This is a genomic window from Lonsdalea iberica (genome assembly GCF_002111585.1).
GTDB lineage: Bacteria > Pseudomonadota > Gammaproteobacteria > Enterobacterales > Enterobacteriaceae > Lonsdalea > Lonsdalea iberica.
Genome location: NZ_LUTP01000011.1, coordinates 13,268 through 40,195 on the forward strand (window position 1 = coordinate 13,268; position 26,928 = coordinate 40,195).

Annotated in this window: 26 protein-coding genes and 1 other annotated feature; of the genes, 17 read left to right on the forward strand and 9 right to left on the reverse strand. The window is 52.8% G+C overall.

All coding sequences use genetic code 11. The annotated features are described in order from the left end of the window. Window positions 1-53 precede the first annotated feature (53 nt). The 5 genes from AU511_RS05990 (at window position 54) to pepT (ending at window position 4,713) form a co-directional block, all read left to right on the forward strand. Entirely contained in the window at window positions 54-308 is a 255-nt protein-coding gene (locus AU511_RS05990; RefSeq protein ID WP_094109103.1) for a FeoA family protein, read from the forward strand. Between the two features lies 1 nt (window position 309). Further along, window positions 310-537, forward strand: coding sequence for a FeoA family protein (locus AU511_RS05995; protein ID WP_094101360.1), 228 nt, complete (start codon window positions 310-312; stop codon window positions 535-537). A 24-nt stretch (window positions 538-561) separates the two neighbouring features. Then, window positions 562-2,883, forward strand: a complete 2,322-nt coding sequence (gene feoB, locus AU511_RS06000; RefSeq protein WP_094109104.1) for a Fe(2+) transporter permease subunit FeoB — start codon at window positions 562-564, stop codon at window positions 2,881-2,883. 36 nt (window positions 2,884-2,919) lie between these two features. Further along, complete coding sequence (locus AU511_RS06005; protein WP_094109105.1) at window positions 2,920-3,168, forward strand: FeoC-like transcriptional regulator; 249 nt, start codon at window positions 2,920-2,922, stop codon at window positions 3,166-3,168. A gap of 276 nt (window positions 3,169-3,444) precedes the next feature. Next, window positions 3,445-4,713: a peptidase T gene (gene pepT / locus AU511_RS06010; protein WP_094109106.1), complete on the forward strand. Its 1,269-nt coding sequence runs from the start codon at window positions 3,445-3,447 to the stop codon at window positions 4,711-4,713. 99 nt (window positions 4,714-4,812) lie between these two features. Here the strand turns inward: pepT and AU511_RS06015 are convergent, their stop codons facing one another. The 8 genes from AU511_RS06015 to rluE form a co-directional block, all read right to left on the reverse strand. Next, on the reverse strand, window positions 4,813-5,934 hold the full coding sequence (locus AU511_RS06015; protein WP_094109107.1) for a ribosomal protein uL16 3-hydroxylase: 1,122 nt from the start codon (window positions 5,932-5,934) through the stop codon (window positions 4,813-4,815). 66 nt (window positions 5,935-6,000) lie between these two features. After that, on the reverse strand, window positions 6,001-7,452 hold the full coding sequence (gene phoQ / locus AU511_RS06020) for a two-component system sensor histidine kinase PhoQ (protein ID WP_094109108.1): 1,452 nt from the start codon (window positions 7,450-7,452) through the stop codon (window positions 6,001-6,003). 3 nt (window positions 7,453-7,455) lie between these two features. Next, on the reverse strand, window positions 7,456-8,139 hold the full coding sequence (phoP, locus tag AU511_RS06025; protein ID WP_094109109.1) for a two-component system response regulator PhoP: 684 nt from the start codon (window positions 8,137-8,139) through the stop codon (window positions 7,456-7,458). A 187-nt stretch (window positions 8,140-8,326) separates the two neighbouring features. Then, window positions 8,327-9,697, reverse strand: a complete 1,371-nt coding sequence (gene purB, locus AU511_RS06030) for an adenylosuccinate lyase (RefSeq protein ID WP_094109110.1) — start codon at window positions 9,695-9,697, stop codon at window positions 8,327-8,329. Window positions 9,698-9,796: 99 nt separating this feature from the next. Further along, window positions 9,797-10,435, reverse strand: a complete 639-nt coding sequence (gene hflD, locus AU511_RS06035) for a high frequency lysogenization protein HflD (RefSeq protein WP_094109111.1) — start codon at window positions 10,433-10,435, stop codon at window positions 9,797-9,799. A 138-nt stretch (window positions 10,436-10,573) separates the two neighbouring features. Further along, complete coding sequence (gene mnmA / locus AU511_RS06040) at window positions 10,574-11,698, reverse strand: tRNA 2-thiouridine(34) synthase MnmA (RefSeq protein ID WP_254900242.1); 1,125 nt, start codon at window positions 11,696-11,698, stop codon at window positions 10,574-10,576. 87 nt (window positions 11,699-11,785) lie between these two features. Beyond that, window positions 11,786-12,238, reverse strand: coding sequence for an NUDIX hydrolase (locus tag AU511_RS06045; RefSeq protein ID WP_026739341.1), 453 nt, complete (start codon window positions 12,236-12,238; stop codon window positions 11,786-11,788). Next, complete coding sequence (gene rluE, locus AU511_RS06050) at window positions 12,231-12,887, reverse strand: 23S rRNA pseudouridine(2457) synthase RluE (protein ID WP_094101350.1); 657 nt, start codon at window positions 12,885-12,887, stop codon at window positions 12,231-12,233. Before rluE ends, AU511_RS06045 begins: the two co-directional genes overlap by 8 nt. 99 nt (window positions 12,888-12,986) lie before the next feature. Here rluE and icd point away from each other — a divergent pair, with 99 nt between their 5' ends. The 12 genes from icd to ihfA all read left to right on the forward strand — a co-directional run bounded on the left by icd (window position 12,987) and on the right by ihfA (window position 26,497). Continuing rightward, window positions 12,987-14,240 (forward strand): NADP-dependent isocitrate dehydrogenase, encoded by a 1,254-nt coding sequence (gene icd, locus AU511_RS06055; protein WP_094109112.1) that lies wholly within the window; start codon window positions 12,987-12,989, stop codon window positions 14,238-14,240. Between the two features lie 734 nt (window positions 14,241-14,974). Next, on the forward strand, window positions 14,975-17,134 hold the full coding sequence (locus tag AU511_RS06060) for a sensor domain-containing phosphodiesterase (protein ID WP_094109113.1): 2,160 nt from the start codon (window positions 14,975-14,977) through the stop codon (window positions 17,132-17,134). A 365-nt stretch (window positions 17,135-17,499) separates the two neighbouring features. Further along, window positions 17,500-18,381, forward strand: a complete 882-nt coding sequence (gene htpX, locus AU511_RS06065) for a protease HtpX (RefSeq protein ID WP_094109114.1) — start codon at window positions 17,500-17,502, stop codon at window positions 18,379-18,381. A gap of 242 nt (window positions 18,382-18,623) precedes the next feature. Next, on the forward strand, window positions 18,624-18,875 hold the full coding sequence (locus tag AU511_RS06070; RefSeq protein WP_094101346.1) for a YebO family protein: 252 nt from the start codon (window positions 18,624-18,626) through the stop codon (window positions 18,873-18,875). Between the two features lie 406 nt (window positions 18,876-19,281). Continuing rightward, the gene (gene thrS / locus AU511_RS06075) at window positions 19,282-21,210 is read left to right on the forward strand and encodes a threonine--tRNA ligase (RefSeq protein ID WP_094109115.1); all 1,929 of its coding nucleotides are present in this window, start codon (window positions 19,282-19,284) and stop codon (window positions 21,208-21,210) included. Between the two features lie 3 nt (window positions 21,211-21,213). Then, on the forward strand, window positions 21,214-21,756 hold the full coding sequence (gene infC, locus AU511_RS06080) for a translation initiation factor IF-3 (RefSeq protein ID WP_071999762.1): 543 nt from the start codon (window positions 21,214-21,216) through the stop codon (window positions 21,754-21,756). Window positions 21,757-21,852: 96 nt separating this feature from the next. Then, window positions 21,853-22,050 (forward strand): 50S ribosomal protein L35, encoded by a 198-nt coding sequence (rpmI, locus tag AU511_RS06085; RefSeq protein WP_085687439.1) that lies wholly within the window; start codon window positions 21,853-21,855, stop codon window positions 22,048-22,050. Between the two features lie 40 nt (window positions 22,051-22,090). Beyond that, window positions 22,091-22,447, forward strand: a complete 357-nt coding sequence (gene rplT, locus AU511_RS06090) for a 50S ribosomal protein L20 (RefSeq protein WP_026739349.1) — start codon at window positions 22,091-22,093, stop codon at window positions 22,445-22,447. A gap of 132 nt (window positions 22,448-22,579) precedes the next feature. Further along, window positions 22,580-22,703 (forward strand) — a sequence feature (Phe leader region). After that, on the forward strand, window positions 22,585-22,629 hold the full coding sequence (gene pheM / locus AU511_RS17215) for a pheST operon leader peptide PheM (protein ID WP_123225455.1): 45 nt from the start codon (window positions 22,585-22,587) through the stop codon (window positions 22,627-22,629). (Overlaps the previous feature by 45 nt.) 106 nt (window positions 22,704-22,809) lie before the next feature. Further along, window positions 22,810-23,793, forward strand: a complete 984-nt coding sequence (pheS, locus tag AU511_RS06095) for a phenylalanine--tRNA ligase subunit alpha (RefSeq protein WP_094101344.1) — start codon at window positions 22,810-22,812, stop codon at window positions 23,791-23,793. Between the two features lie 15 nt (window positions 23,794-23,808). Beyond that, the gene (gene pheT / locus AU511_RS06100; protein ID WP_094109116.1) at window positions 23,809-26,196 is read left to right on the forward strand and encodes a phenylalanine--tRNA ligase subunit beta; all 2,388 of its coding nucleotides are present in this window, start codon (window positions 23,809-23,811) and stop codon (window positions 26,194-26,196) included. Between the two features lie 4 nt (window positions 26,197-26,200). Then, the gene (gene ihfA / locus AU511_RS06105) at window positions 26,201-26,497 is read left to right on the forward strand and encodes an integration host factor subunit alpha (RefSeq protein WP_026739352.1); all 297 of its coding nucleotides are present in this window, start codon (window positions 26,201-26,203) and stop codon (window positions 26,495-26,497) included. A 29-nt stretch (window positions 26,498-26,526) separates the two neighbouring features. Here ihfA and AU511_RS06110 read toward each other — a convergent pair whose 3' ends face one another. Next, window positions 26,527-26,928, reverse strand: a complete 402-nt coding sequence (locus AU511_RS06110; RefSeq protein ID WP_094109158.1) for a nitrous oxide-stimulated promoter family protein — start codon at window positions 26,926-26,928, stop codon at window positions 26,527-26,529.

Sequence of the window (26,928 nt, forward strand, 5' to 3'; positions counted from 1 at the left end):
GACAGCCGTTTAAGCACACTCCCGCACGATAGGGACAGATAGGAGGTCTGCGGATGACCTTACGTATTCAAACACTGCTCGATATTCCTCTTAACACGCATAGTGTGGTCGCGCGCATACGGCTCGCGGGCGAACAGCAACAACGCTTGATGGATCTGGGGATCCGTATCGGACGAGACGTCCGGGTCATTCAGCGCGAGGCTAACCAGCCGCTGATGCTGGCCTCCGGCGATAGCCGAATTGCCATCAACTGGGACATGGGTAAGCAGGTATGGGTATCGCCACAGCAGTTCAAAAGGAATGGATAACATGTCATTAGAAACACTGACCGCAGGAACCCATTGGAAAGTCGTGGGATATCAGAAAGGCGCCGCAGATTACCGTAAGCGCCTACTCGCGCTTGGCGTCACACCGGGCGTCGAATTTACCGTGTCGCGGGTGGCGCCGCTGGGAGACCCCATCGAACTGCGTGTGCGAGGCTCTGCCATCAGCGTACGTAAAAATGAAGCCAAAATCATGATATTGGAACAGTGTTAATGCTGCTCAGCGAGTAAGGATGTTATGGATACGCAATCCGTTATTTGTGTCGTGGGAAATCCCAACTGCGGTAAAACCACGCTTTTCAACGCGTTGACCGGCAGTAAACAGACGGTCGGCAACTGGCCGGGCGTGACGGTAGAAAAAAAAGTCGGAGAATGCCGCCTCAAGGACCGTCGGATCACCTTGGTGGATCTGCCGGGCGTTTACTCACTCAACCCCTCTTCGGAAAGTTCGGAGGATGAGCGCGTCGCGCGTGATTACATTCTCGCTGGCGAAGCCCAACTGGTATTAAACATCGTCGATGCCTCCAATCTGGAGCGCAATCTGTACCTCACTTCACAGCTGCTGGATATGAAAGTGCCGATGGTGGTGGCGGTCAACATGATGGACATCGCCGTTTCCCGTAAGTTGGATATTGATATGGATGCGCTGCGACGAGAGTTAGGCTGTCCGGTCATCGCGATTACCGCGACGCAGAAGCGGGGGATAAGCTTGCTCAAGGAAATGTGTCAGGACGCGTTGATGCATCCCGCAGTTCCTCCGGTAGAGGTTCCCTACGACCTGCCTCTGCATGAGGCCGCGCTCTCAATCGCCGACCTGCTGAAACGCCAATCGCCGAACATGAATGCCTACTGGTCGGCGATCCAGCTATTGGAGCGCGATATCACGATGCGCAGCCAAATCCCGGAAGATGTGCTGGCCGTTGCCGACGAAAAGGTTGCGGCGTTGGAAGAACACTACGGCGATGAACTGGATATTTTTCTGGCGGACGCCCGTTATCGGTTCGTGGCGTCAATTGCCAACCACGCGGTCGTCCGTCGTGGCGAAATGTCGGCCACCTTGACTGACAAAATTGACAGAATTGTGCTGCACCGTTTTTTGGGGATCCCGATTTTCCTGCTGGTGATGTACCTGATGTTTATTTTCACCATCAACATCGGCAGCGCCTTCATCGACTTCTTCGACAAACTGTCAGAAACCCTTTTCGTGAAGGGATTCGGCGAACTCTTGCTGGCGCTCCACTGCCCTGAATGGCTAAAGACGCTGCTCGCCGATGGGGTCGGAACCGGTATTCAGACGGTCTCCACCTTTATCCCCGTGATTGCTTGCCTGTACCTTTTCCTATCCTATCTGGAAGACTCCGGTTATATGGCGCGAGCGGCCTTCGTCATGGATCGCTTCATGCGGAGTATCGGGCTACCGGGAAAAGCCTTCGTGCCGCTGATCGTCGGCTTCGGCTGTAACGTGCCCGCCGTGATGGCGACGCGTACGATGGAAAAGCATAGCGACAGGATCGTCACGGTGATGATGGCGCCGTTTATGTCCTGCGGGGCGCGGTTGCCAGTGTACGTGTTGTTTGCGACGGCATTATTCACTCAGGGCGGCCAAAATCTGGTCTTCGCTCTATACCTGATTGGTATCGCCGCTGCTATCGGTACAGGTTTTCTGCTGAAAAAGACCGCGCTGCAGGGCGATGCTTCGTCTTTCGTGATGGAAATTCCGCCTTACCACTTACCTGGCCTGAACAGCGTACTGGTCAGAACGTGGGAGCGACTGAAAGGCTTTGTGCTGCGGGCTGGCAAGCTGATTATCGTGGTCGTGACGGTACTGAGCTTCTTCAACTCGCTGGGGACAGACGGCACTTTCGGTAATCAAAACACCCAGAGCTCCGTACTCTCAGCGATTGGCCAGAAGATAGTGCCAGTCTTCAAACCCATGGGGATCTCGCAGGAGAACTGGCCAGCGGCTGTGGGCGTGTTTACGGGCATTTTCGCCAAGGAAGCAGTTGTCGGCACACTGGATTCGCTCTACGGCACGATGGCGAGTCAGCAAAGCGGCACCGATCGCGAAGCTGAGCCGCCATTTAGCCTGTGGGGCGGCGCTCAGGAGGCGCTGGCGACGCTGCCGGAAAACTTCGGCAAGCTCGGCGACGCCTTGCTGAACCCCCTTGGGATTGAAATTGGCGATCTCAGTGATACGGAGACCGTCGCGAAGGACAATGAATTTTCCGTGACATCGCTGACGGTCATAAGCCAACTGTTCGATGGCCGCCTCGGCGCATTTAGCTATCTGCTGATGATGCTGCTTTACGTGCCGTGTGTTGCGGCGGTCTCCGCAATCTGGCGTGAGGTGGGGACAGGCTGGACACTGTTCTGCGTCGCCTGGACAATTGAACTGGGTTATGGCGCCGCCGTGTTGGTGTATCAGGTTGGCCGCTTCGCCTCACATCCGCTGTATTCGACCGTTGCCATCGCCGGCGTCGTCGTCGTGGGGGGCGTCACCGTGCTATTGCTACGTCATCGCGGGGTATCGCAGCAGCGGCTGGCCCACGATGTGCAATAACGTGGCATCTGCAAAAAGGAGACCAGGAGGTAATGCATGACCTTGATAGAATTACGCGATTTTGTTCGCGCGAAGCGTAAAGTCTCGGTACATGACATCAGCGTCGCATTTCATGTCGAACCCGGCGTGATTGACGGCATGATGGGCATTTTGGTACGAAAAGGGCAGGTTCGCTTCCACGCGGCGCCCGTGAGCAGTCAATGCGGCGGTTGCTGCTCCTGTGACAAAAGTCTCAGCCAGTATTACGAGTGGCTGGAGACGCCCGCAGAGACTGCAACACGCTGATCGTTCCGCTCTCATTTCCCGCTGAACTTGCGTCAGGTTTAGCGGGTATTTTTTTGTTCTCCTAGTGTTGTGAAAATGCATCTTGAGTGTTGCATCTTCGGCGATTTCGCTACATGCATTTTCACATGCTTCTCCTTTTCCAGTTCTGAAGCGGCTTCGGCGGCAATTTATAGACTATCGTTATGTAGCGAAACTAACAAAAACTGATGTGACGCAATATTTACCTTGAGAGCCCTCTTCATAATGCAACCTGCGGTCCATCCAAGGGAGTTAAAGATGGAAAAATTACTCGATCGTTTTTTGAACTACGTATCTTTTGATACCCAATCCAAAACAGGCGTACGGCAAGTGCCGAGCACTGAAGGGCAATGGAAGCTGGCTCAGGTTTTACAGCAAGAGCTGATGGCCTTGGGATTGGAGCAGGTAACGGTCGGAAAGCATGGCTGTGTGACTGCGACGTTGCCGGGCAATGTCGCCTGGTTTGTGCCGACCATCGGTTTTATCGCCCATATGGACACGTCCCCGGATTACACCAGTAAACATGTCAATCCGCAGATTGTCGAAAACTACCGCGGCGGCGATATCGCGCTGGGCGCGGGGGAAGAGGTGTTGTCGCCGGTCATGTTCCCCGTGCTGCATCAACTGCTGGGGCATACGCTAATCACCACCGACGGTAAAACGTTACTGGGCGCTGACGACAAAGCCGGCATCGCCGAGATCATCACCGCCATCGTTCGACTTAAAAAGCGGCAAATCCCGCATGGCGATATCCGCATCGCCTTTACGCCGGATGAGGAAGTGGGGAAAGGCGCTCAGTATTTTGATGTGGAGGGCTTCGGGGCGGAGTGGGCATATACCGTGGATGGCGGCGGTATCGGCGAACTGGAGTTCGAAAATTTCAATGCGGCTTCTGCTACGGTCAAAATCGTCGGCAATAACGTTCATCCAGGCAGTGCAAAGGGTGTGATGGTCAATGCGCTGACGCTCGCGACGCGGTTCCACCAGTTGATGCCGTCCGATGAGTCACCCGAGCATACCGAAGGTTATCAGGGCTTTTATCATCTTCATGGCATCAAAGGCACGGTCGAACGGGCGGAAATGAAATACATCATTCGCGACTTCGAACGTAGCGGATTTGAACAGCGCAAAAAGAGCATGATGGATATCGCCGAACAGGTCGGCAAAGGTCTTCATCCTGAGTGCTATATCGAATTAACCATAACCGACAGCTATTACAACATGCGCGAGCAGGTGGAACAGCATCCGCATGTTATCGCTCTGGCGCAGCAGGCCATGCGCAAGTGTGGGATTGAACCGGTAATGAAGCCGATCCGCGGCGGCACGGACGGCGCACAGCTCTCTTTCCGCGGACTACCGTGCCCCAATCTGTTCACCGGCGGCTACAACTATCACGGCAAACATGAGTTCGTCACGGTAGAAGGAATGGAGCGCGCCGTGTCTGTCATCATGAATATCGCCGAGCTGACCGCGCAGAATACGCGCGTATCATCGCGAACAAAGCACGATTGTACGGTCAAGATCTAAACGCGTTACCTTCCAACGCCATGATGATGAGTAAAAAGGCGCGCGGAAGATGCCACACATCCCATTTTTGGATGCGTGGCAATTGGGCGAATCGGGGGGTTAGTCTGCGAAGTACCAATAGCCGTTATTAATTAGCGCGGTCAGCTCTGCGAGGAAGGACGGATCGTCCAACGCGCCCTTTAGCATTTCACCGTCGATAACATAATGTTCCGCCAGCGCGGACAGTGCTTCCTGATGCGAACTGTTTAGCGGTTCGCCATTAACGAAGCAGCGTCCCTCCAGCCAGATCACCCGTAGGCCACCCAGTCGACGCAGCGTTTCACCCTGTTGCATCAACTCGTAGATTTCTCCCGGCTGATAGGGCGGTTCAGGCGGAGAAAGATCCAACTCGTGGCGCGACTGGGAAATAAACTCGCCGAACCACTGTCGGAACGATTCCGGTTGCTGCACCAGATCCAGCATCATCTGCTGAAGGCGATCCAGTTCTGCCGGTTGCACGGTAGCCGGATGCTCGCGCGGCGTGATATCCGGGTCGCTATAGCGATGGCTACCCAATTCGCGTGCCAAAACGTAATCCGCAAAGCCGCTGACCAACTCGCGCGCGCTAGGCGCGCGGAATCCGACAGAGTAGTTCATCGAGTTTTCCAGCGCATAGCCTTCATGCGGGAAGGCGGGTGGAATATACAGAATATCGCCCGGCAGCAGCTCTTCGTCGATGATGGCTTCGAACGGATCGACCTGAAGTAGGTCGGGATGCGGACAATGTTGTTTCATTGGCACTTTTTCGCCTACACGCCAACGGCGTCGACCGGTCCCCTGAATGATGAAAACATCGTACTGATCGAGATGCGGGCCAACGCCGCCGCCGGGGACGGAGAAAGAGATCATCAGGTCGTCGATACGCCAGTCGGGAAGGTGGCGGAAAGGGCGCATCAGCGCGGATGACGGCTCATGCCAATGGTCTACCGCCTGTACCAGCAGCGACCAGTTGGTCTCACCTAAATGGTCGTAGCTGTCGAAGGGGCCGTGGCTGACGGCCCAGCGTCCGTCCTGATGACTGACCAGGCGGCTGTCCACCTCGTTTTCCAACGCCAGACCAGCCAGCTCGTCAGGACTGAGGGGATCGACAAACGACGTGAAGCCGCCCTTGATCACCACAGGACGTTTTTGCCAGTAGCGAGCCAGAAAATCCGGCCAATCGAGATTAAGTTGGTAGTCCATCGTGCATTTCCATTATCAGAGGGCTGAAGGCGATTATAGCGGAACCGCCGGGACTGTGCGGACCTTTCAACGGTCGTTTTGTTGGAGGTGCTGGCGGCCGAAAATCGCTTCGACTTTGGCGCCGCCCAGGGGGCTCTCTCCGATGATAATCTCCCCCTGATATTGCTCGATAATCTCTACCGCGACGGCGAGACCGATGCCCTGACCGGGACGCATCGTATCCGCCCGCTGGCCGCGCTGAAAAATGACTTCCCGTTTGCTCGTCAGGATGCCGGGACCGTCATCTTCAACGATTAGATGCAGCATATGGCCTGAATATTGGGCGCTGATCTCGACGAATTCCAGACTGTATTTACAGGCGTTATCGAGGATATTGCCCATCACTTCCATAAAGTCGTTCTTCTCGCCGATGAACGTGGTTTCTGGCGCGATATCGAGCGACAGAGATACCCCTTTACGCTGATACACCTTATTGAGGGCCGAGCAAAGACCGTCCAGCATCGCAGGCACCGACTGAACTTCTCGGGTAATGCTGAGGTGATCCGTATGAACGGTGGCGCGATGCAGGTAGTAGCCGATCTGCTGAGATATCCGGCTAATCTGCGTCAGCATCTCTGGTTCCGCCTGCTCGATAGTGAGGTCTTTGCCCGTACGCAGGGCGCGCAGTGTGGTTTGCAGCACGGCCAAGGGCGTTTTAAGACTGTGGGTCAGGTCGGTCAACGCGGTACGATACTTCTGGTAGCGCTGACGTTCGTTCTTTAGCAGCGTGTTCAGGTTGCGGACCAGGCTGTTCAGCTCCTGAGGCGGCCGCTCATCCAGATTCTCGCGACTGCCGTTTTCTAGCGCCTGTATCTGATTGGCCAAACTTTTGATTGGCCGCAAACTCCAGTGAGCCGCCAGCCAAAGGAGAGGGAGGACGAGTACAAGATGAGCGATGAAGACGTAGCGGAACCATTCCCAGACGACATCGGCCTGCTGCAGCTCCTGAGGAACGCGGTCGACAACGACGATGGTCAATGGCGGCAGGTGCTCGGTAGCGCGGTAGACGTTGACGGCCACGGAGTGGGTAAAAGGCGTTTTGTCTTCCGAATGGTAACCCCGTAGGCGATCCTGAATTGCTGGACTGCCTTGCAGCACGGCATTACTGGTGCCGGGGTCGGTATCCAGCTCGTGATAATCGGTTTTAGCCAGCCACTCCGGTTTGAACTGCGACTCCAGCTCGGGCACCGCGCGCTCGCGCCACAACAGTTTGCCGTGCTGATTGTAGATGAACACCAATGTGGGGTAATTAATATCAATTTCGTCCGGCTGGGCGATGGTTAATTGATTATCCCGCCACTGGGCCAAGCTATAGAATAGATTGCTTTCGCCCCGAAGAAGACGGAAAGACGTTTTATCGAAGCTGACGCTGTAGCCGATGATGGCAACGCCGCCGTAGGAAAGCGTTAGCGCCAATACCACGGCGGCAGTGGCGATTAAAAAACGAAAGCGCAACGACAGCGGCGACCTCTTTCTCATAAATTAGTCCTGGCGAGCATTAATATCGAAGCGATAGCCCTGTCCGCGCACGGTGGTAATGACTTCATGCGAGTTGGCGGCCTGTAGTTTTTTGCGCAGGCGACCCATCAAGACATCGATGGTGTGGCTTTCACGTAACTCGGCATCGGGATAGAGCTGCAGCATTAGCGACTCTTTACTGACGACTTTCCCGTGGTTACGGATGAGCGTTTCGATAATCGTATATTCGAAGGCGGTGAGCTTTATCGGCGAATTGTGTACCAGCAGTTCACGTCGCGACAGATCGACCTCAAACGGCGGCATGCGAATGACCTGACACGCCAGACCGCTGTTACGACGCATCAAGGCCTGTGTTCGCGCCATCACCTCCTCCAGATGAAAAGGTTTGGTCACGTAGTCGTCGGCACCGGCTTCCAGCACGACGACCTTCTCCTGCCAGCTTTCACGCGCGGTTAAAACCAAAATGGGCATTTTGACCTGTTGAGCGCGCCAGCGGCGAATCAGGCTAACGCCGTCTTCTTCAGGAAGACCGAGATCGACAATAGCGATATCCGGCGCATGTTCATGCAAAAAATAGTCGGCTTCTTTAGCGTCTGCGGCGGCATCGACCTGATGGCCCATTTCTTTCATCTGAACAGTCAGGTGATGGCGTAAAAGAACATTATCCTCAACAACCAGAATTCGCATGGTGTCTTCCTATGAAATAATGTTGCTAACCAAGCTTATCCGAAGGTTGGCGCGCTGCGGATGGTCGGTTTAGCTGCTTTGATTGAAAAACATATTATTCACTACGGTAATAAACTTAGACTCAACAAACTGTGGGAATGAAGGGGGAGAAAGCAGGCAGAATGCAGTCTGCCTGCTCGATTACCTGTTATTTCAGCTCATCCACCATCTTGACGGCGCGGCCGATATAGTTGGCTGGGGTCAGTCCCTTCAGACGGACTTTCTCTTCTTCGGGAAGTTCCAGACCATCGATAAAGGCTTTCATGCCTTCCGCATCAACGCGTTTACCGCGCGTCAGCTCTTTCAGTTTCTCGTACGGTTTTTCGATACCATAGCGACGCATGACGGTCTGGATAGGCTCGGCAAGGACCTCCCAGTTGTGATCCAGCTCATCCAGCAGACGGTCACGGTTGACTTCCAGTTTACTGATGCCTTTCAGTGTAGATTGATAAGCGATCAACGCATAGCCCAATCCTACGCCCAGGTTTCTCAGCACGGTGGAGTCAGTCAGGTCTCGCTGCCAGCGGGAGACGGGCAGTTTGGCGGACAGGTGCCCCAGCACGGCATTCGCCAACCCAAGATTTCCCTCGGAGTTTTCGAAGTCGATGGGGTTCACCTTGTGCGGCATGGTCGAAGAGCCGATTTCGCCGGCGATGGTCTTCTGTTTGAAGTGATTGAGCGCCACATAACCCCACACGTCGCGGTCGAAGTCGATCAGGATGGTATTAAATCGAGAGAGGCAGTCGAACAGCTCGGCGATGTAATCATGCGGCTCAATTTGCGTGGTGTAAGGGTTCCAGGTGATGCCGAGCGACGTGACGAACGCTTCGCTAAAGGTGTGCCAGTCGACGTCCGGGTAAGCGACCATGTGCGCGTTGTAGTTGCCGACCGCGCCGTTGATTTTTCCCATTACCTCCACCTGCTGTAACTGGCGGAATTGCCGCTCCAGGCGGTAAGCCACATTTGCAAACTCTTTCCCAATCGTCGACGGGGTGGCGGGCTGACCGTGCGTCCGTGAAAGCAGCGGAATGTCGCGGTACTCCTGCGCCAGCGTGCCAATCGCGTCAATGGTCTTGCGCCAGAACGGCAGAACCACGTCGCGTCGCGCCGTTTCCAGCATCAGGGCGTGAGAGAGGTTGTTGATATCTTCGGAGGTACAAGCAAAATGGATGAATTCATTAACCGCCTGAAGAGCCGGTACGGCGGCGACTTTTTCTTTCAAGAAGTACTCGACGGCTTTGACGTCATGGTTAGTTGTGCGTTCGATGGTTTTAATGCGGGCGGCATCTTCAACGCTGAATTCAGCAACGATTTTATCAAGGTAAGCGTTTGCGTCGGCGTCAAATGAGGGAACTTCTTTGATTGCCGCACAAGAGGCCAGCTTTTGCAGCCACCGTACTTCCACCTGCACGCGGAATTTCAGCAGGCCGTATTCGCTGAAAATGGTGCGCAGGGCGCTGACTTTATCGCCGTAGCGTCCATCAATAGGGGAAACGGCGGTCAGTGAGGTTAATTCCATCGCGAGCAACTCCTGGGATCGTTTTTAATAAAAGACAAAAGCGTGACTACAAGTATCTCATGATGGCGGACGAACCGGAATGGTCGTCCGCCGGTCTGTCTATTGGTCGCGGCAGCGTGACAAAATTTGCTGTGCCTGTTTGACCAGCGTAGCGCGGGAAAACATCAGCTGCAGGCGTCCACCACCGATTTGCTGCCAAAGAACAGTGGCGCGAATACCCGCGAGCAAAATAGCGCGTACTTTAGCTTGAACCTGTGCGTTTTTGAGGACTTCCTGTGAGCCGGTAACCTGAATGCGCGGCCCCAGGGGACTAATGACGTCCACATAGATGCCTGCCAGCACGTTAATCATCGGATCGGACAGTAACGCATAGTGCTCCAGCTGGCGCCCCAACTGGTCGACACGGTTGCCAAGCTCGTTGAGGGCCGTGCTGTTCTTGTTCAGGCGACGTTCCAGCGCCATGAGACTAAAGGTATAGCGGGACTGATCGGCGCCGATTTTTTCGCGCGACGACGAACCGAGGATGCTAAGCAGAGTTTCAACGCCCAATTTCAGATTGTTCTCGTCGTGACCAAATATCTCCAGCGTGCTGGCGGCGTCCATCACAAGAACGCTGCTAAGCGACGTCTGCAGCGCCGCCTGCGGGCAGGTTCCCGTTGTCGCGAGCTGCTGAACCAAACAGGCGGACTGACAAATTCCTGCCAGCGCCAGCGTAATGTCATAGTAGTTTTTGGCCACGATGGCTCCTGTATCCTCAATGCTCCATGACGTCGGCCGTCAGGAGTATGCAATCCGTGCGGAGAGCGTTGAACGGCGGCGCGGGTATTTGCGCCGAATTGCAGTGGCGCAAGAGCGGGGTCTCTTGCGCGGACACCTTTAGTTGCCGTTCAGGCGCTCCTCGATAATTCCCCCGCCAAGACACATTTCGTCCTGATAAAATACCGCTGACTGGCCCGGCGTGACGGCGGCAACCGGCTCGTCGAAGCGAACTTCGATACGATCGGCGTCTAGCGGCGTGACGGTGCAGGGAATATCCGCTTGACGATAGCGAGTTTTCACCACACAGCGGAAGGGGGCGGTGACAGTGTCACGATCGACCCAGTGCAACTGTTGAGCAATTAAACCGTCTGACATCAGGCGAGGGTGCTCATGGCCCTGAGCGACGTACAGCACGTTGTTCGCGACGTCTTTGTCTACGACGTACCAAGGATCGTCGCCGCCTTCTTTCACGCCACCGATGCCAAGGCCTTTACGCTGCCCAAGCGTGTGATACATCAGACCTTGATGCTGGCCCATGTCGCTGCCATCGTCGACGGCGATGATCGGGCCGGGTTGCGCTGGCAGGTAACGGGCCAGAAAGTCACGGAATTTACGTTCGCCGATGAAGCAGATCCCTGTGGAGTCTTTCTTCTTGGCCGTAGCCAGATCTAACTGTTCAGCGATTTTACGAACTTCCGGTTTTTCCAACTCGCCGACTGGGAACAGGCTTTGCGCCAACTGTTCGTGACTGAGGGTGTACAGGAAGTAGCTCTGATCCTTGTTGCCATCCAGACCGCGTAGGAGACGGCTTTTACCATCGATATCCTGACGGCGCACATAGTGTCCGGTCGCGATGTAATCCGCGCCCAGATCTTCGGCGGCGAATTCCAGGAACGCTTTAAATTTGATTTCCTTATTGCACAGGATATCGGGATTCGGCGTACGACCAGCCTTGTACTCTTCCAGAAAGTGCTCAAATACGTTGTCCCAATATTCCGCCGCGAAGTTGACGGTATGCAGTACCATGCCGAGTTTGTCGCAGACGGCCTGCGCGTCGGCCAAATCGGCAGCCGCAGAACAGTACTCCGTGTCGTCGTCCTCCTCCCAGTTTTTCATGAACAGGCCTTCGACCTGATAACCCTGTTGTTGGAGGAGGTATGCGGAAACGGAAGAATCAACGCCGCCGGACATGCCGACAATGACTTTTTTCTGGCTGTTATCTGACATGACAGTCTCGCGAATAGAAAAGATTTAATGCAACAAATAAGGACAAATTGACAGGCCGCATAGGGTAGCACATTGGTTGCAGCGTCGCACCAAGGGGCAACGTTAGAGCTTATAGGGCCAGTTAAATGCGCCCAGCACGCTCAAGGGATAGCGGGTGCCGCTTTGATAGCAGCGAATGCTTTCCGCGACCAGCGGCGAACGTAATCTGTCTGAGTGGAGAATGTCTTCGGCTGTCAGCCAGTGACAGCAATCGATATCGCTGTCCTGAGGCGCGGTGGCGACCTGCTGCGGCAGATCAATCGTAAAGCTGAAGCGCAGGAACGGCGTGCCGTCCGGAGCCACCCACTGATGAAGCTGAAGGAAATGCTCGGGCTGCGCTTTAACGCCGGTCTCTTCATACAATTCGCGGCTGGCGGCTTGGATTAGCGTTTCTTCGGCTTCGAGATGACCGGCAGGCTGGTTCCAGAGACTTTTACCGTTGACGGTTTCTTCGACCACCAAAAACCGGCCTTCCGCCTGGACGATGTTGGCGACGGTGACATGAGGTTTAAACATGCGTGATTTCCTTCCATTCCCCGGGCGATAACCCGGCCAGAGTCTGATTTGCCATACTGTAGCGGATTAAGCGCAGCGTTGGGAAACCAATGTGAGCCGTCATGCGACGAATTTGCCGGTTGCGGCCTTCCTGCAACGTAATTTTCAACCAGCTCACCGGGATGCTTTTTCGTTCACGAATTGGCGGATTGCGCGGCCATAACCAGTCGGGTTCATCCACTAATTCGACCCCCGCGGGCAGCGTAATGCCGTCGTTGAGCATCAAGCCCGCACGGAATCGCGCTAGTGCGTCAGGGTCGGGGATGCCCTCTACTTGCGCGTAGTAAATTTTGGCCGTTTTCTTTCCTGGCTGAGTCAGTCGCGCTTGCAATGCGCCATCATTGGTGAGCACCATGAGCCCTTCACTGTCGCGATCCAGGCGTCCGGCGGCATAGATGTCGCCGATGGGGATAAAGTCTTTTAGTGTGGCGCGGCCCGAGTCATCCGTGAATTGGGAAAGCACATCGTAAGGTTTGTTAAACAGGATGATTCGACGCGGTTTTGGCGCTGTGGTTTTTTTTGCGGTTGAACGTGAACTGAATCGTTTAAGTTTGTGATTTCTAACAGGGATTTTATTCATTTTATTCATAGCTGAGAGTGACAAAGCCATTATACTCGAAAGGGTTGCGGTTGGCGCGGGTTTGATATTCCAGTAGTATTGACACGCATATTACATCTCATTAACAAAATGCGCTCTAAGGAGAGGTTAATGGAAAGCAAAGTAGTTGTACCGGCTAAAGGTCATAAAATTACGGCAGATGTAGAAGGCAAACTAATCGTGCCGGATAACCCGATCATCCCTTTCATTGAAGGTGACGGGATCGGTGTTGATGTCACGCCAGCTATGATCAATGTGGTTGATGCCGCTGTCAAAAAGGCCTATTCAGGCAAGCGCGCCATTTCCTGGATGGAGATTTACACCGGCGAAAAATCGACTCAGGTCTACGGCAAAGATGTGTGGCTCCCGGAAGAAACGCTGGATCTCATTCGCGATTATCGCGTCGCCATCAAAGGCCCCCTGACCACGCCTGTCGGCGGTGGTATTCGCTCGCTCAACGTCGCGCTGCGTCAGCAGCTTGATCTGTATATCTGCCTTCGTCCGGTTCGCTATTTTGATGGCACGCCAAGCCCGGTCAAACACCCCGAACTGACGGACATGGTGATCTTTCGGGAAAATGCCGAAGATATTTATGCCGGCATCGAGTGGAAAGCCGGTTCGGCTGAAGCAGACAAAGTCATCAAGTTCCTGCGCGATGAGATGGGCGTTTCGAAAATTCGTTTCCCTCAGCAGTGCGGCATCGGGATCAAACCCTGTTCCGAAGAGGGCACTAAACGCCTGGTGCGTGCAGCCATTGACTACGCCATCACCAACGATCGCGATTCCGTCACGCTGGTGCACAAAGGCAACATCATGAAATTCACTGAAGGCGCATTTAAGGACTGGGGCTATCAGTTAGCGCGCGAAGAGTTTGGCGGTGAGCTGATTGACGGCGGTCCGTGGGTGAAAATCAAGAACCCGAATAACGGCAAAGATATAGTCGTCAAAGATGTGATTGCAGATGCGTTCCTGCAGCAAATTCTATTACGCCCAGCGGAATATGACGTTATCGCCTGTATGAACTTGAACGGCGACTATATTTCTGACGCATTAGCTGCGCAGGTAGGTGGTATCGGTATCGCTCCCGGCGCGAATATCGGCGATGAATGCGCCTTGTTTGAAGCGACGCATGGCACCGCGCCGAAATATGCGGGCCAAGATAAAGTGAATCCGGGATCCGTAATTCTGTCGGCTGAGATGATGTTGCGTCATTTAGGTTGGTTTGAGGCCGCTGACTTGATCATCAAAGGCGTAGAAGGCGCGATTAAAAATAAAACCGTGACCTATGATTTCGAACGTTTGATGGATGGGGCGAAACTGCTGAAATGTTCTGAGTTCGGCGACGCCATCATCGAACACATGTAATAACGGCAGTCGCAATGAATTTAAAGGGGGCCTGTGAGCCTCCTTTTTTGTGATTTTATCAGCCCCCGCGCTCACGCTTTGGTAACCGTTCTTCTCGCCATCTCGCCGTAACCACATGGGGTGATGCCGTAAATGCGCCAATCAATGAGCGTTTTAATTGTCATTTGATTGTGTCGGGACAAGGCTTTCGACGGCGTTGTGTTTTCTCTGCTTTAAATGATCTTTGGCGCGGGGATAATTAGCGCTTGGTCATAGTCAATAGATTTCATCCTGTGAATATTGGTCCTGCATGAATATTTCTGTTTGATTTCCAAAGTCCGCTCGCAAAGCCGTGTTGTGCCCCTCATATGACTATGACTATTGGCCTATTATCGACGCAACGTGAAGCATCTGCGGGTAATACCAGAACAAGCTTCAATCAATATTGGTTATATATCGCCGAGATTTAGGGAATAGACACAAATTCTTCGGGCGCCACTCACTGAGTGGCGGTGATTTGCTATTCTTTATTGTGATAACAAGAACTCTATATATGAAGCAAAACGTTTTTTGCCGGAAAGGAAATAGAACCGGGCTGGTAAAAACCGTGTTTTAGGGACACTGTTTTGATTTAAGCGACACATAAGTTTGCTTTATCAAACTGCGTTCAGGAGCGCTAGTTCATCCTATTATCGCGCACCGTGATGACCGGCAATGACGACAGAAACAACAATGGAACAGTAAGGGGAACCCCCATGAGTCGAGCCCCAGTGAACAAAAAAGAGGTGAACAGCCGACTTGACGCGGTGCGTGAGTACGGCATCGACGGCCCGTTGTCTGAAGACTCCGATTTGGAGAATCTGATCAAACTGGCCGCGAACGTATTCAACGTCCCCATCGTTGCTATCTCCATACTGGATAAAGAGCGTCAACTTTTCGTGGCAAGCGTGGGTTGTTCCGTTTGCCAAGTGGATTGGGAAAACTCCTTTTGCAACTATGCCATCCATAAGAAAGGCATCTTAGTGGTGCCGGATGCGCGTCGGGATCCGCGGTTCAAAAATAACCCGTTAGTTACCGGCGACCCACACATCCGTTTTTATGCCGGCATACCGCTACGAACGCCTCTTGGTCAAATTGTCGGCACGCTGAATGTTGTCGACCCCAAGCCGCGTATCGGCTTGAGTGCGCGCGATGCTCACAACATGCAGGACCTGTCTACGTTGGTCATGGATAAGCTGGAATTGCGGCGTCTTAATGTGGCCAGAAAAACGGACCAGGCAGGCTTCGAGCGGGTGGCCCGGCTTTCCCCTGACGCCATTTTGTGTGTGAATCACCAAGGCATTATCACTTTCTGGAATGAGGCCGCCGAAAATCTGTTGGAATATTCCAGAGAGCAGATAGTGGGGCAGCATATCAGCAGCGTCGTGCCGGATATGTTTGTTGTGCAGTTGCACCATTTGTCTACTGATGAAACGGCGCGGTCGAAGGGCAGCCGAATCGAGCTGGATGCTGCGACTCAAAGCGGCGCGTTGCTGCCCGTCGAGCTGTCTGTGGGGGTGTGGCAACAAGCTGAGGGAGACAGTTACAGCCTGATTTTGCGCGATACCTCTGAACGCAAGCGTTACCAAGAAAGACTGTTCTTACAGGCGCACCGGGATCCTCTTACGGGACTCATCAACCGCACGCTGTTGGCGACCTCGCTGAATCAGCTTCTGAAGCAGCATCCCTCTGGTTGCCTCATGATCGTCGACCTGGATGGCTTTAAAGATATCAATGACAGTCTGGGGCATGCGAGCGGAGATGAAATTCTGGTCAGTGTGACGCAAAAACTGTTGGCCAACGTCAGACAAGGCGATTTGGTGGCGCGAATGGGCGGCGATGAATTCGCGATATTACTTCCTCAGTTGGAAGACCTCCTGGTGGCGGAAAAAATGGCCCGGCGCATCAATCATGATATTTCTCAAACGGTTGTCGTCGGGGACAAGCAAGTGAATACCAGCGCCAGCATCGGGCTAGTGATGTTTCGTTCTCAGGGTGTTACGACTCAGGAGCTATTGACCAGTGCAGATTTGGCCCTCTATCAGGCAAAAGCCGATGGACGCAACTGCTACCGTTTCTTTACGCGCGAACTGCGCGAAATTTTTCAGGCCAAACATGCGTTTCAACTGGAATTCATTCGTGCTTATGAAAAAAATGAATTTGAGGTGTTCTATCAGCCTCAGGTGAATTTGATGAACAATGAGATCGTCGGCGCCGAAGCGCTGCTGCGCTGGCAGCATCCTTATAAAGGACTGCTGGCGCCAGCCGCTTTCTTGACTGCGTTGGAAAAGGGCCCCTGGGCTGAGCGCATCGGGGATTGGGTGGTGCAAGAGGCCTGTCAGCAGGCCGCGGAATGGCGGAATGCGGGGGCGAAAAATTTTCGCATCAGCATCAACTTGTTCACGGCCCAGTTCCGCTCGGGTATGTTGTCGCAGAAAATCAGGACCGTGCTGGAAAAAACCGGGTTGCCTCCGAGCGCATTGGAGCTAGAGATCACCGAAAACATCATCATCCGATACGATGAGAATATGCTCAGCCCTCTTAATGAGTTACGCAGCGAGGGTATTAGCATCGCCTTTGACGATTACGGCACCGGATACGCGTCGTTGAGTATGCTGAAGAACTATCCGGTGACCCGCCTGAAGATCGATCAGACATTCGTGCGGGCCATGTGCGAGTCTCCGCCGGATGCGGCCATCGTGAGGGCGATTCTGTATCTGGGAAAAAGTTTCAGCCTGGATGTTATTGCTGAAGGTGTGGAAACGCAGGAGCAGTGCGAACGACTGAGAAATAAGGGATGCGAGCAGGCGCAGGGATATCTGTTTGGCCGTCCGATGCCAGCCGCCGACTTTGCGCGCCAACTGGGCGTGGCGTAGTTCTGATTGGCTTATCAATAAGTCATCGCAGTATGGGTCAAAGGCACGCGGGGGGAGATAAAGAGAGCGTGATGTTCCCGGTAACGCCTGACATCATTCGTCAGACGGCTTGCGGATGATATTTATACCGTGTGCGGGGACCTTGAGCCGGCGGCTACCCCTGTTACACGCGTCACTGTTTTGCGTCACGTGCCTATTTTCGGCGGATGGATGCGCTTTTACGCGATGCCGAGAGGCGAGAACGTAAAGTTATGTTGATTCGGTTACTTGGATGTTAAGACTGCTTGAAAAAGCCATTCCAGCCCATACCATATAGGCATTGCATCCCAATTGTAGTTTTGCCTGAGAGAGGAAATCAGACTTATATGATGCGTATTGCACTTTTCCTAATCACCAACCTGGCGGTGATGTTGGTTTTTGGGCTAGTACTTAGCCTGACAGGCATTCGGCCCAGCAGTACTTACGGCTTGATGGTCATGGCCGGTCTGTTTGGCTTTGGCGGGGCGATCGTTTCATTGCTGATGTCAAAATGGATGGCGTTGCGCTCCGTCGGTGGAGAAGTTATTGAGCAGCCACGTAACGAAACCGAGCGTTGGTTAGTTGAAACGGTGCGGGCGCAATCTCAGCAGGTAGGGATCGCCATGCCGCAGGTAGCAATCTACCAGGCGCCGGATATCAATGCCTTCGCTACCGGCGCTCGTCGGAATTCGTCTTTGGTGGCTGTGAGCTCTGGGTTGCTACAGAATATGAGCCGCGATGAGGCGGAAGCGGTTATCGCTCACGAAATTAGCCATGTGGCTAATGGCGATATGGTGACCATGACCCTGATTCAGGGCGTCGTTAACACCTTCGTGATATTTATATCGCGTCTGCTTGCCCAAGTTGCGTCAGGCTTTCTGTCTGGTAATCGCGATGATAGCGAGAACAGCAACGGCAACCCGCTGATCTATTTCGCCGTGGCGACCGTGCTGGAATTGGTTTTTGGTATTTTGGCCAGCATCATCACAATGTGGTTCTCTCGCTACCGGGAATTCCATGCGGATGCCGGGTCCGCCAAGCTGGTAGGTCGGGAGAAGATGATTGCGGCGTTGCAGCGGCTGAAAACCAGCTATGAGCCTCAGGAAGAAAGCAGCATGATGGCGTTTTGCATTAACGGCAAGTCGAAGTCATTCAGCGAATTGTTCCTGTCGCATCCTCCGCTGGACAAACGTATTGAGGCGCTGCGCAGCGGAGCTTACTTAAAATAATGCCTGCTTGACTGGAATCTTGAGCAAAGGCCCTGCGGGGCCTTTGCTGTTTGTGCGGCACCGCGCAGATACGTTTTTCTCTCCTGAGCGCAGATTGCCTAACTCCAGGGATAAATATGTGTCGCTAATCATTTGAGAGATAAATTATCGTGCCGTTATCGAATTGCGTGGGAGCTCAGTGGTAAAATGCGCCTTTAGTCAAAGTTTCCTAGGTTTCAAGCATAAGTGGGGCGGTATCAAATATGTTAGAAATGGTTTTGGTTGTGCTGATTGTTATGCTGGCGCTGGTGGTGTGGTTCTTTGCGAATCGCGCGAGCGTGCGGGCAAATGAGCAGATTAAACTCCTACAGGAAATCGTCAAACAGCAAAAAAAGCAGCTCGCTTTGATGCAAACCCTCATTCCTGTATCACCTAGCGCCGAGCCTGAGCCAGAAGCCAAACTGAAAAACGACGATACTGACGTTTACTTCAGAAATGTTATCCCCGAGCGTTGATTATTGGTGTGTCATCGGCTTTCCGACGTTCAAAGTAGGAGGGGCAGCCTTTGATTTGTCTTTTTATCGCTTGAAAAAAATCAAGAATCTCGGTGATACCATCGTGCTGCCTACTTATTCTTCTTACCCTCTCATCCTACCGATTACACCCCTGTTTTATCAGCCCATTTCCTGCCGCGGGTGGCATGTGCGGGGCCATGATGGTAATCTACGCCGTCAGATTAGTCGGGTTTGCTGCGAACATCGTTAACCAATGTTGCCGCCTTTGTTATCCCGCTATGAATCACTGTCGTGGCAGCGTTTTAACAATTGTGGGTTAAACACGCGGCTGACAACTGAAATAAACACAATTATCTTTTGTATGTGATCTTGCGTGTGGGTCACCACTGCAAATAAGGGAATTATCATGCCTGTTATTACGCTTCCCGACGGCAGCCAGCGTCATTATGACCACGCCGTCTCTCCTCTTGATGTCGCCCTCGATATCGGTCCGGGTCTGGCCAAAGCCTGTATCGCCGGCCGAGTTAACGGCGAGCTGACCGATGCGACGGATCTGATTGAATCTGATGCGCAACTGGCGATCATCACGGCAAAGGATGAAGCGGGTCTTGAAATTATTCGACACTCCTGCGCGCATTTGCTGGGACACGCGATCAAACAGCTTTGGCCAGACACCAAAATGGCTATCGGTCCGGTGATTGACAACGGTTTCTATTACGATGTCGATCTGGATCACACGCTGACGCAGGAAGACGTGGAGCTGCTCGAAAAGCGGATGCACGAGCTGTCCAATAAAGACTACGACGTTATCAAAAAGAGTGCGAGCTGGCAGGAAGCGCGAGATACTTTCGTCTCTCGCGACGAAATCTATAAAGTCGCCATTCTGGATGAAAACATCAGCCATGACGACCGTCCGGGCCTATATCATCATGAAGAATACGTTGATATGTGTCGTGGGCCGCACGTTCCCAATATGCGTTTCTGCCACCACTTCAAACTGCAGAAAACCTCGGGCGCGTATTGGCGTGGCGATAGCAACAATAAAATGCTGCAGCGCATTTATGGCACTGCCTGGGCAGATAAAAAACAGCTGAATGCGTATCTGCAGCGGTTGGAAGAAGCCGCCAAGCGCGACCATCGTAAGATCGGTAAGCAGCTCGACCTGTATCACATGCAGGAAGAAGCGCCGGGTATGGTGTTCTGGCACAACGACGGGTGGACCGTTTTCCGCGAGTTGGAAGCGTTTGTTCGTCTTAAGCTGAAAGAGTACCAGTATCAGGAAGTGAAAGGTCCGTTCATGATGGACCGCGTGCTGTGGGAAAAAACCGGGCACTGGGACAACTATAAAGACGCGATGTTTACCACCTCGTCTGAAAACCGTGAATACTGCATTAAGCCGATGAACTGCCCGGGTCATGTACAGATCTTCAATCAGGGATTGAAATCTTACCGCGACCTGCCGCTGCGTATGGCTGAGTTCGGTAGCTGCCATCGTAACGAGCCTTCGGGATCCCTGCATGGCCTGATGCGCGTTCGCGGATTTACACAGGATGATGCCCATATCTTCTGCACGGAAGATCAGGTTCGTTCTGAAGTGAATAATTGCATTAAAATGGTTTATGACACGTATAGCACTTTCGGTTTTGAAAAAATCGAGGTGAAACTGTCAACTCGTCCGGAAAAACGTATCGGCTCAGATGAAACGTGGACCCGTGCGGAAGAGGATCTGGCGGCGGCGCTGGCTGAAAACGATATTCCATTTGAATATCAGCCGGGAGAAGGGGCCTTTTATGGTCCGAAAATCGAGTTTACCTTACATGACTGCCTGGATCGTGCGTGGCAGTGTGGTACTGTACAGCTCGACTTTTCATTGCCGAACCGTCTAAGTGCGTCTTACGTTGGCGAAAACAACGAACGCCAGGTCCCGGTAATGATTCACCGGGCTATACTAGGCTCTATGGAGCGCTTTATCGGTATTCTTACCGAAGAGTTTGCGGGATTCTTCCCAACCTGGTTAGCTCCGGTACAGGTGGTGATTATGAATATCACCGACAGTCAGTCTGATTATGTCAGCGAATTGACCCAAAAACTGCAAGAAGCGGGCATTCGCGTTAAAGCAGACTTGAGAAATGAGAAGATTGGCTTTAAAATCCGCGAGCACACATTGCGGCGTGTTCCCTATATGTTGGTCTGTGGCGATAAAGAAGTGGAGGCAGGTAAAGTTGCTGTCCGCACGCGCCGCGGCAAAGATTTGGGGAGTCTGGATGTCAGCGAAGTTATCAGTAAGCTGCAACATGAGATTCGCAGCCGTAGTCTTCATCAATTGGAGGAATAAGGTATTAAAGGCGGAAAACGAGTTCAACCGGCGCGTCCTAATCGCATCAACAAAGAAATTCGCGCACAAGAGGTACGCCTGACTGGCGTCGATGGCGAACAGATCGGTATTGTCAGCCTGAATGAAGCGCTAGAGAAAGCCGAAGAAGCAGGCGTTGATTTAGTAGAAATCAGCCCGAACGCCGAACCGCCGGTTTGCCGAATCATGGATTACGGCAAGTTCCTCTATGAGAAGAGTAAGGCCACTAAAGAGCAGAAGAAGAAACAAAAAGTTATTCAGGTCAAGGAAATTAAGTTCCGGCCTGGTACCGATGATGGCGACTATCAGGTCAAACTACGCAACCTGATTCGCTTTCTGGAAGATGGTGACAAAGCCAAAATCACTCTGCGTTTCCGTGGACGTGAAATGGCGCACCAGCAGATTGGTATCGAAGTGCTTAACCGCGTTCGTGACGATCTGAGTGAACTGGCCGTCGTCGAATCCTTCCCATCAAGGATCGAAGGCCGTCAGATGATCATGGTGCTTGCACCGAAGAAGAAACAGTAAGGCATTCAAGTAATCGAGTCCGCGTTATGCTCGCGTAGCGCGGTTTCGTTCGCCTTATCTGATTCGTTTTATTAACAATGCGAAGTGGAAATAACAATGCCAAAGATCAAAACAGTACGTGGCGCCGCTAAACGCTTTAAGAAAACCGCCGGCGGTGGTTTTAAGCGTAAGCATGCTAACCTGCGTCATATTCTGACCAAAAAAGCGACTAAACGTAAACGTCATCTGCGTCCTAAAGCTCAGGTTGCCAAAGGCGATTTGGGTCTGGTCATAGCTTGTCTGCCTTACGCATAAGTTATTTTTTCATTCAGAATAAGATTTTAGGAGAGAGCATATGGCTCGCGTAAAACGTGGTGTGGTTGCTCGTGCACGTCACAAGAAAGTATTAAAACAAGCGAAAGGTTATTACGGTGCCCGTTCGCGCGTTTATCGTGTTGCCTTCCAGGCAGTAATCAAAGCTGGCCAGTACGCATACCGTGACCGTCGTCAACGGAAACGTCAGTTCCGCCAGCTGTGGATTGCACGTATCAACGCAGCAGCCCGTCAGAACGGTTTGTCCTACAGCAAATTCATCAATGGCCTGAAAAAAGCCTCTGTTGAAATTGACCGTAAGATTCTGTCTGATATCGCAGTTTTCGATAAAGTGGCCTTTAGCGCACTGGTAGAAAAAGCGAAAGCAGCTCTGGCGTAAGCCGGTTAGAAGAGGGAGCTTGCTCCCTCTTTTGATTTTTAGCGCACAAGCCTTGGAAATGATCCTTCATGAACTTTGGATCGTTGAACGCAGCGCTCAGCCCCCTCTGAAATAAATTACGACAAGGTAACGCAAGTATGAAAACTGCTATTTTCCGTTTCTTTTTTTACTTTAGCGCCTGAACTCGGGAGGCTTTGCGCGTAAGAAAAGAAACGAAAAGTAGCGCCTAAGCCTCCCTAGCGGAGGCTTTTTTATTGGTCAGGGAAAGGCCCGGGACCATACAAGTCGTGTTATCAGATGCACTGAGAATCATACTTTTCCAATTATCACCGTGGCCATACAGGCAGAAGAAGAGGAATGTAATGCAACATCTCGCAGAACTGGTTGCCAAAGCCAGAACAGCCATAGAAGAGGCGCAGGATATCGCCGCATTGGAAAATGTGCGCGTGGAGTACCTGGGCAAAAAAGGTCACTTAACCCTTCAGATGACCTCGCTGCGCGAGTTGCCTGCTGAAGAGCGTCCTGCAGCGGGTGCCGTAATCAACCAGGCCAAGCAGGAAGTACAGGAGGCGTTGAATGCCCGTAAACAGGCAATGGAAAGCGCTGAACTGAACGCTCGCCTTGCTGCCGAGACCATTGATGTATCAATGCCAGGTCGCACCATCGAAAACGGCGGCCTGCATCCAATTACTCGCACCATCGATCGCATCGAAACCTTTTTTGGCGAATTGGGTTTCTCCGTAGTATCGGGTCCCGAGATCGAAGATGATTATCATAACTTCGATGCGCTAAACATCCCCGGACACCATCCTGCTCGCGCCGACCATGATACGTTCTGGTTTGATGCCAAACGCCTGTTGCGTACTCAAACCTCCGGCGTGCAGATACGAACGATGGAAAAGCAGCAACCGCCTATTCGCATCATCGCGCCGGGCCGTGTCTACCGTAACGATTACGATCAGACACATACCCCGATGTTCCATCAGATGGAAGGGCTGATTCTGGATAAAAACATCAGCTTTACTCACCTGAAGGGCACGCTGCATGATTTTCTGCGTAACTTCTTTGAGGAAGATTTACAGGTTCGTTTCCGTCCATCCTATTTCCCGTTCACGGAACCGTCCGCCGAAGTGGACGTCATGGGTAAAAACGGTAAATGGCTCGAAGTGCTGGGCTGTGGAATGGTGCATCCTAATGTTCTGCGCAATGTTGGCATTGATCCGGACATCTATTCCGGTTTTGCGTTTGGCATGGGGATGGAACGACTGACCATGCTGCGCTACGGCGTAACCGATTTGCGCGCATTTTTCGAAAACGATTTACGCTTCCTCAAACAGTTTAAATAAGGCGGGAACAGCATTATGAAATTCAGTGAACTCTGGTTACGGGAATGGGTTAACCCAGCTATCAGCAGCGAAGCCTTATCTGAACAAATTACGATGGCCGGTCTGGAAGTCGACGGCGTAGAACCTGCCGCGGGTGCGTTTAACGGTGTGTTTGTGGGTGAAGTGGTCGAGTGCGCACAGCATCCTAATGCTGACAAACTGCGCGTCACCAAAGTGAATGTCGGCGGCGAACGCCTGCTGGATATCGTCTGTGGCGCGCCTAACTGCCGAAAAGGTCTAAAAGTTGCGGTTGCGACCATTGGTGCGGTATTGCCGGGCGATTTCAAGATAAAAGCCGCCAAGCTTCGTGGTGAACCGTCTGAAGGAATGCTGTGCTCCTTTTCCGAATTGGGGATTGCCGACGACCATAACGGGATTCTGGAACTGCCTGCTGATGCGCCGATAGGGGCCGACCTGCGCGAGTATCTGAAGCTGGATGACAACATCATCGAGATCAGCGTAACGCCTAACCGTGCCGATTGTCTAAGCCTGCAGGGCGTCGCGCGTGACGTCGCCGTGTTGAATGGTGTTGCCTTCAACGCGCCGGAAATCACGTCCGTCGAGCCGACAATCACCGACACTTTCCCCATTAGTGTTGATGCCCCGGAAGCTTGTCCTCGTTACCTCGGCCGTGTGGTGAAAGGGATCAACGTGAAAGCGTCCACACCGCTATGGATGCGTGAAAAACTGCGTCGCTGCGGTATTCGCTCCATCGATCCGGTTGTCGATGTCACCAACTACGTTCTGTTGGAACTGGGCCAGCCGATGCATGCGTTTGATCTGGCCCGTCTTGATGGGAAGATCACGGTGCGTACCGCTCAGGAAGGCGAAACGTTGCGTCTGTTGGACGGTAACGATGCGAAGTTGAACGCAGAAACACTGGTGATTGCCGATAGCAGCAAAGCGCTGGCAATGGCCGGTATTTTCGGTGGTGAACACTCGGGCGTGAGTGAAGAAACGCAGGACGTATTGCTGGAATGCGCCTTCTTCAATCCGTTAGCGATCACCGGTCGCGCGCGCCGCTACGGTTTGCATACGGATGCTTCTCACCGTTATGAGCGCGGCGTTGACCCAGAGCTGCAATCTCAAGCCATGGAACGCGCCACGCGTTTGCTGCTGGATATTTGCGGCGGTGAAGCCGGTCCGGTGGTGGATGTGACACACGATAAAAACCTGCCTGCCCGCGCCACGATTGCGCTGCGTCGTGAAAAATTAGATCGCCTGATCGGCCATCATATCGCTGACGACAAGGTGAGCGATATTCTCGAACGTCTGGGCTGTCAGGTAACGCGTATCGCCGATGGCTGGCAAGCGACCGCGCCGAGCTGGCGTTTCGATATGGAAATTGAAGAGGATTTGGTCGAGGAAGTCGCTCGTATCTACGGCTACGACAATATTCCTAACGAGGCCGCGCTGGCACCGTTGAAAATGACGCGTCACCGTGAAGCTAACCTGTCTCTGAAACGCGTGAAGACTATGCTGGTGGACCACGGCTATCAGGAAGCAATTACCTACAGCTTTGTTGATCCTAAAATTCAGGCATTGGTTCATCCTGGCGAAGAAGCGCTGATTCTGCCTAGCCCGATCTCTGTTGATATGTCCGCTATGCGCCTGTCATTGTGGACAGGTTTGCTGGGCGCAGTGGTTTATAACCAGAATCGTCAACAAAGTCGTATCCGTATTTTTGAGAGCGGCTTGCGTTTTGTGCCTGATAGCGACGCGGAACAGGGTATCCGCCAGGAAATGATGTTAGCAGGCGTGATCACAGGTTCCCGATATGAAGAGCATTGGGACCTGGCACGACAGCCAGTTGACTTCTATGATTTAAAAGGTGATTTTGAAGCCGTGCTGGCTTTGACGGGTAAACTTTCCGCCGTCGAGTTCAAGGCTGAAGCAAATCCTGCGCTGCACCCAGGCCAAAGCGCCGCGATCTATCTGGATGGGCAACACATTGGTTTCATTGGTGTTATTCATCCAGAGCTGGAACGAAAATTGGATTTGAACGGTCGGACCGTCGTATTTGAAGTGCTGTGGGACAAAATTTCGGACCGTGTCGTGCCCGAAGCGGCTGATGTTTCTCGCTTCCCGGCTAACCGTCGCGATATCGCCGTTGTGGTCGCTGAAAACGTGCCCGCAGGAGATATTCTGGCTGAGTGCAAGAAAGTTGGCGCAAATCAGTTAGTTGGCGTAAACTTGTTTGATGTGTACCGAGGCAAGGGCGTAGAGGACGGATATAAGAGTCTGGCTATTAGTCTGGTATTGCAGGATACCGCTCGTACACTGGCAGAAGAGGAAATTGCCGCCACAGTTGCGAAATGCGTGGCGGCACTGAAACAGCGATTCCAAGCATCCTTGAGGGATTAAACCTATGGCGCTTACAAAAGCTGAAATGTCAGAATACCTGTTTGAAAAGCTTGGGCTGAGTAAACGGGATGCCAAAGAGCTAGTCGAGTTGTTTTTTGAAGAAGTTCGTCGAGCCTTGGAAAATGGCGAGCAAGTCAAATTGTCGGGGTTTGGCAATTTCGATCTGCGAGACAAAAACCAACGGCCGGGACGTAACCCAAAAACAGGCGAGGATATTCCGATTACGGCGCGCCGTGTGGTCACATTCCGTCCGGGGCAGAAGTTAAAAAGTCGGGTTGAGAATGCTTCACCTAAAGACTAAGTAAGTTGTAAGTTAACGAAAAGGCCGCTTTAGCGGCCTTTTTCTTTTGCGGAACTGTCTGAAAAGTCGTCCTGAAAATGCGGTGTATCGGCCTTGTCGGGCGTGGTTTTCGGTACCGGACGGCGACCGTCCCAAAGGTGCTGGAGGGCAAGCACGGGATGATGCAACAGCATTCTCGGTCCCGACCAACGCATGATAAGTTTCATCATTTCTCGTTTAGTCGATTGATAACAGTGGATTGGACACTGTTTGCAGGCCGGTTTTTCTTCCCCGTAATAACATTTGTTAAGACGATTTATCGCGTAGCGAAACAGCACCGTGTAGTGGTCGTCGCCACCGGAAACGGGATGGGATTTCGCATACAGTCTGATCATCTGTTCGATAGTGCGAATCTCGCGCTGAATTCGTTTACCCGGAGGAGGGCGGCGCAT

Coding starts and splice junctions, on each gene's coding strand:
- pepT (WP_094109106.1), top strand. CDS start 3,445: ATGGAAAAATTACTCGATCGTTTTTTGAACTACGTATCTTTTGATACC.
- AU511_RS06005 (WP_094109105.1), top strand. CDS start 2,920: ATGACCTTGATAGAATTACGCGATTTTGTTCGCGCGAAGCGTAAAGTC.
- rpmI (WP_085687439.1), top strand. CDS start 21,853: ATGCCAAAGATCAAAACAGTACGTGGCGCCGCTAAACGCTTTAAGAAA.
- AU511_RS05995 (WP_094101360.1), top strand. CDS start 310: ATGTCATTAGAAACACTGACCGCAGGAACCCATTGGAAAGTCGTGGGA.
- AU511_RS06110 (WP_094109158.1), bottom strand. CDS start 26,928: ATGCGCCGCCCTCCTCCGGGTAAACGAATTCAGCGCGAGATTCGCACT.
- AU511_RS06070 (WP_094101346.1), top strand. CDS start 18,624: ATGTTAGAAATGGTTTTGGTTGTGCTGATTGTTATGCTGGCGCTGGTG.
- phoP (WP_094109109.1), bottom strand. CDS start 8,139: ATGCGAATTCTGGTTGTTGAGGATAATGTTCTTTTACGCCATCACCTG.
- pheS (WP_094101344.1), top strand. CDS start 22,810: ATGCAACATCTCGCAGAACTGGTTGCCAAAGCCAGAACAGCCATAGAA.
- AU511_RS06045 (WP_026739341.1), bottom strand. CDS start 12,238: ATGTTTAAACCTCATGTCACCGTCGCCAACATCGTCCAGGCGGAAGGC.
- thrS (WP_094109115.1), top strand. CDS start 19,282: ATGCCTGTTATTACGCTTCCCGACGGCAGCCAGCGTCATTATGACCAC.
- icd (WP_094109112.1), top strand. CDS start 12,987: ATGGAAAGCAAAGTAGTTGTACCGGCTAAAGGTCATAAAATTACGGCA.
- ihfA (WP_026739352.1), top strand. CDS start 26,201: ATGGCGCTTACAAAAGCTGAAATGTCAGAATACCTGTTTGAAAAGCTT.
- pheT (WP_094109116.1), top strand. CDS start 23,809: ATGAAATTCAGTGAACTCTGGTTACGGGAATGGGTTAACCCAGCTATC.
- htpX (WP_094109114.1), top strand. CDS start 17,500: ATGATGCGTATTGCACTTTTCCTAATCACCAACCTGGCGGTGATGTTG.
- AU511_RS06060 (WP_094109113.1), top strand. CDS start 14,975: ATGAGTCGAGCCCCAGTGAACAAAAAAGAGGTGAACAGCCGACTTGAC.
- rplT (WP_026739349.1), top strand. CDS start 22,091: ATGGCTCGCGTAAAACGTGGTGTGGTTGCTCGTGCACGTCACAAGAAA.
- purB (WP_094109110.1), bottom strand. CDS start 9,697: ATGGAATTAACCTCACTGACCGCCGTTTCCCCTATTGATGGACGCTAC.
- rluE (WP_094101350.1), bottom strand. CDS start 12,887: ATGGCTTTGTCACTCTCAGCTATGAATAAAATGAATAAAATCCCTGTT.
- feoB (WP_094109104.1), top strand. CDS start 562: ATGGATACGCAATCCGTTATTTGTGTCGTGGGAAATCCCAACTGCGGT.
- AU511_RS05990 (WP_094109103.1), top strand. CDS start 54: ATGACCTTACGTATTCAAACACTGCTCGATATTCCTCTTAACACGCAT.
- AU511_RS06015 (WP_094109107.1), bottom strand. CDS start 5,934: ATGGACTACCAACTTAATCTCGATTGGCCGGATTTTCTGGCTCGCTAC.
- phoQ (WP_094109108.1), bottom strand. CDS start 7,452: ATGAGAAAGAGGTCGCCGCTGTCGTTGCGCTTTCGTTTTTTAATCGCC.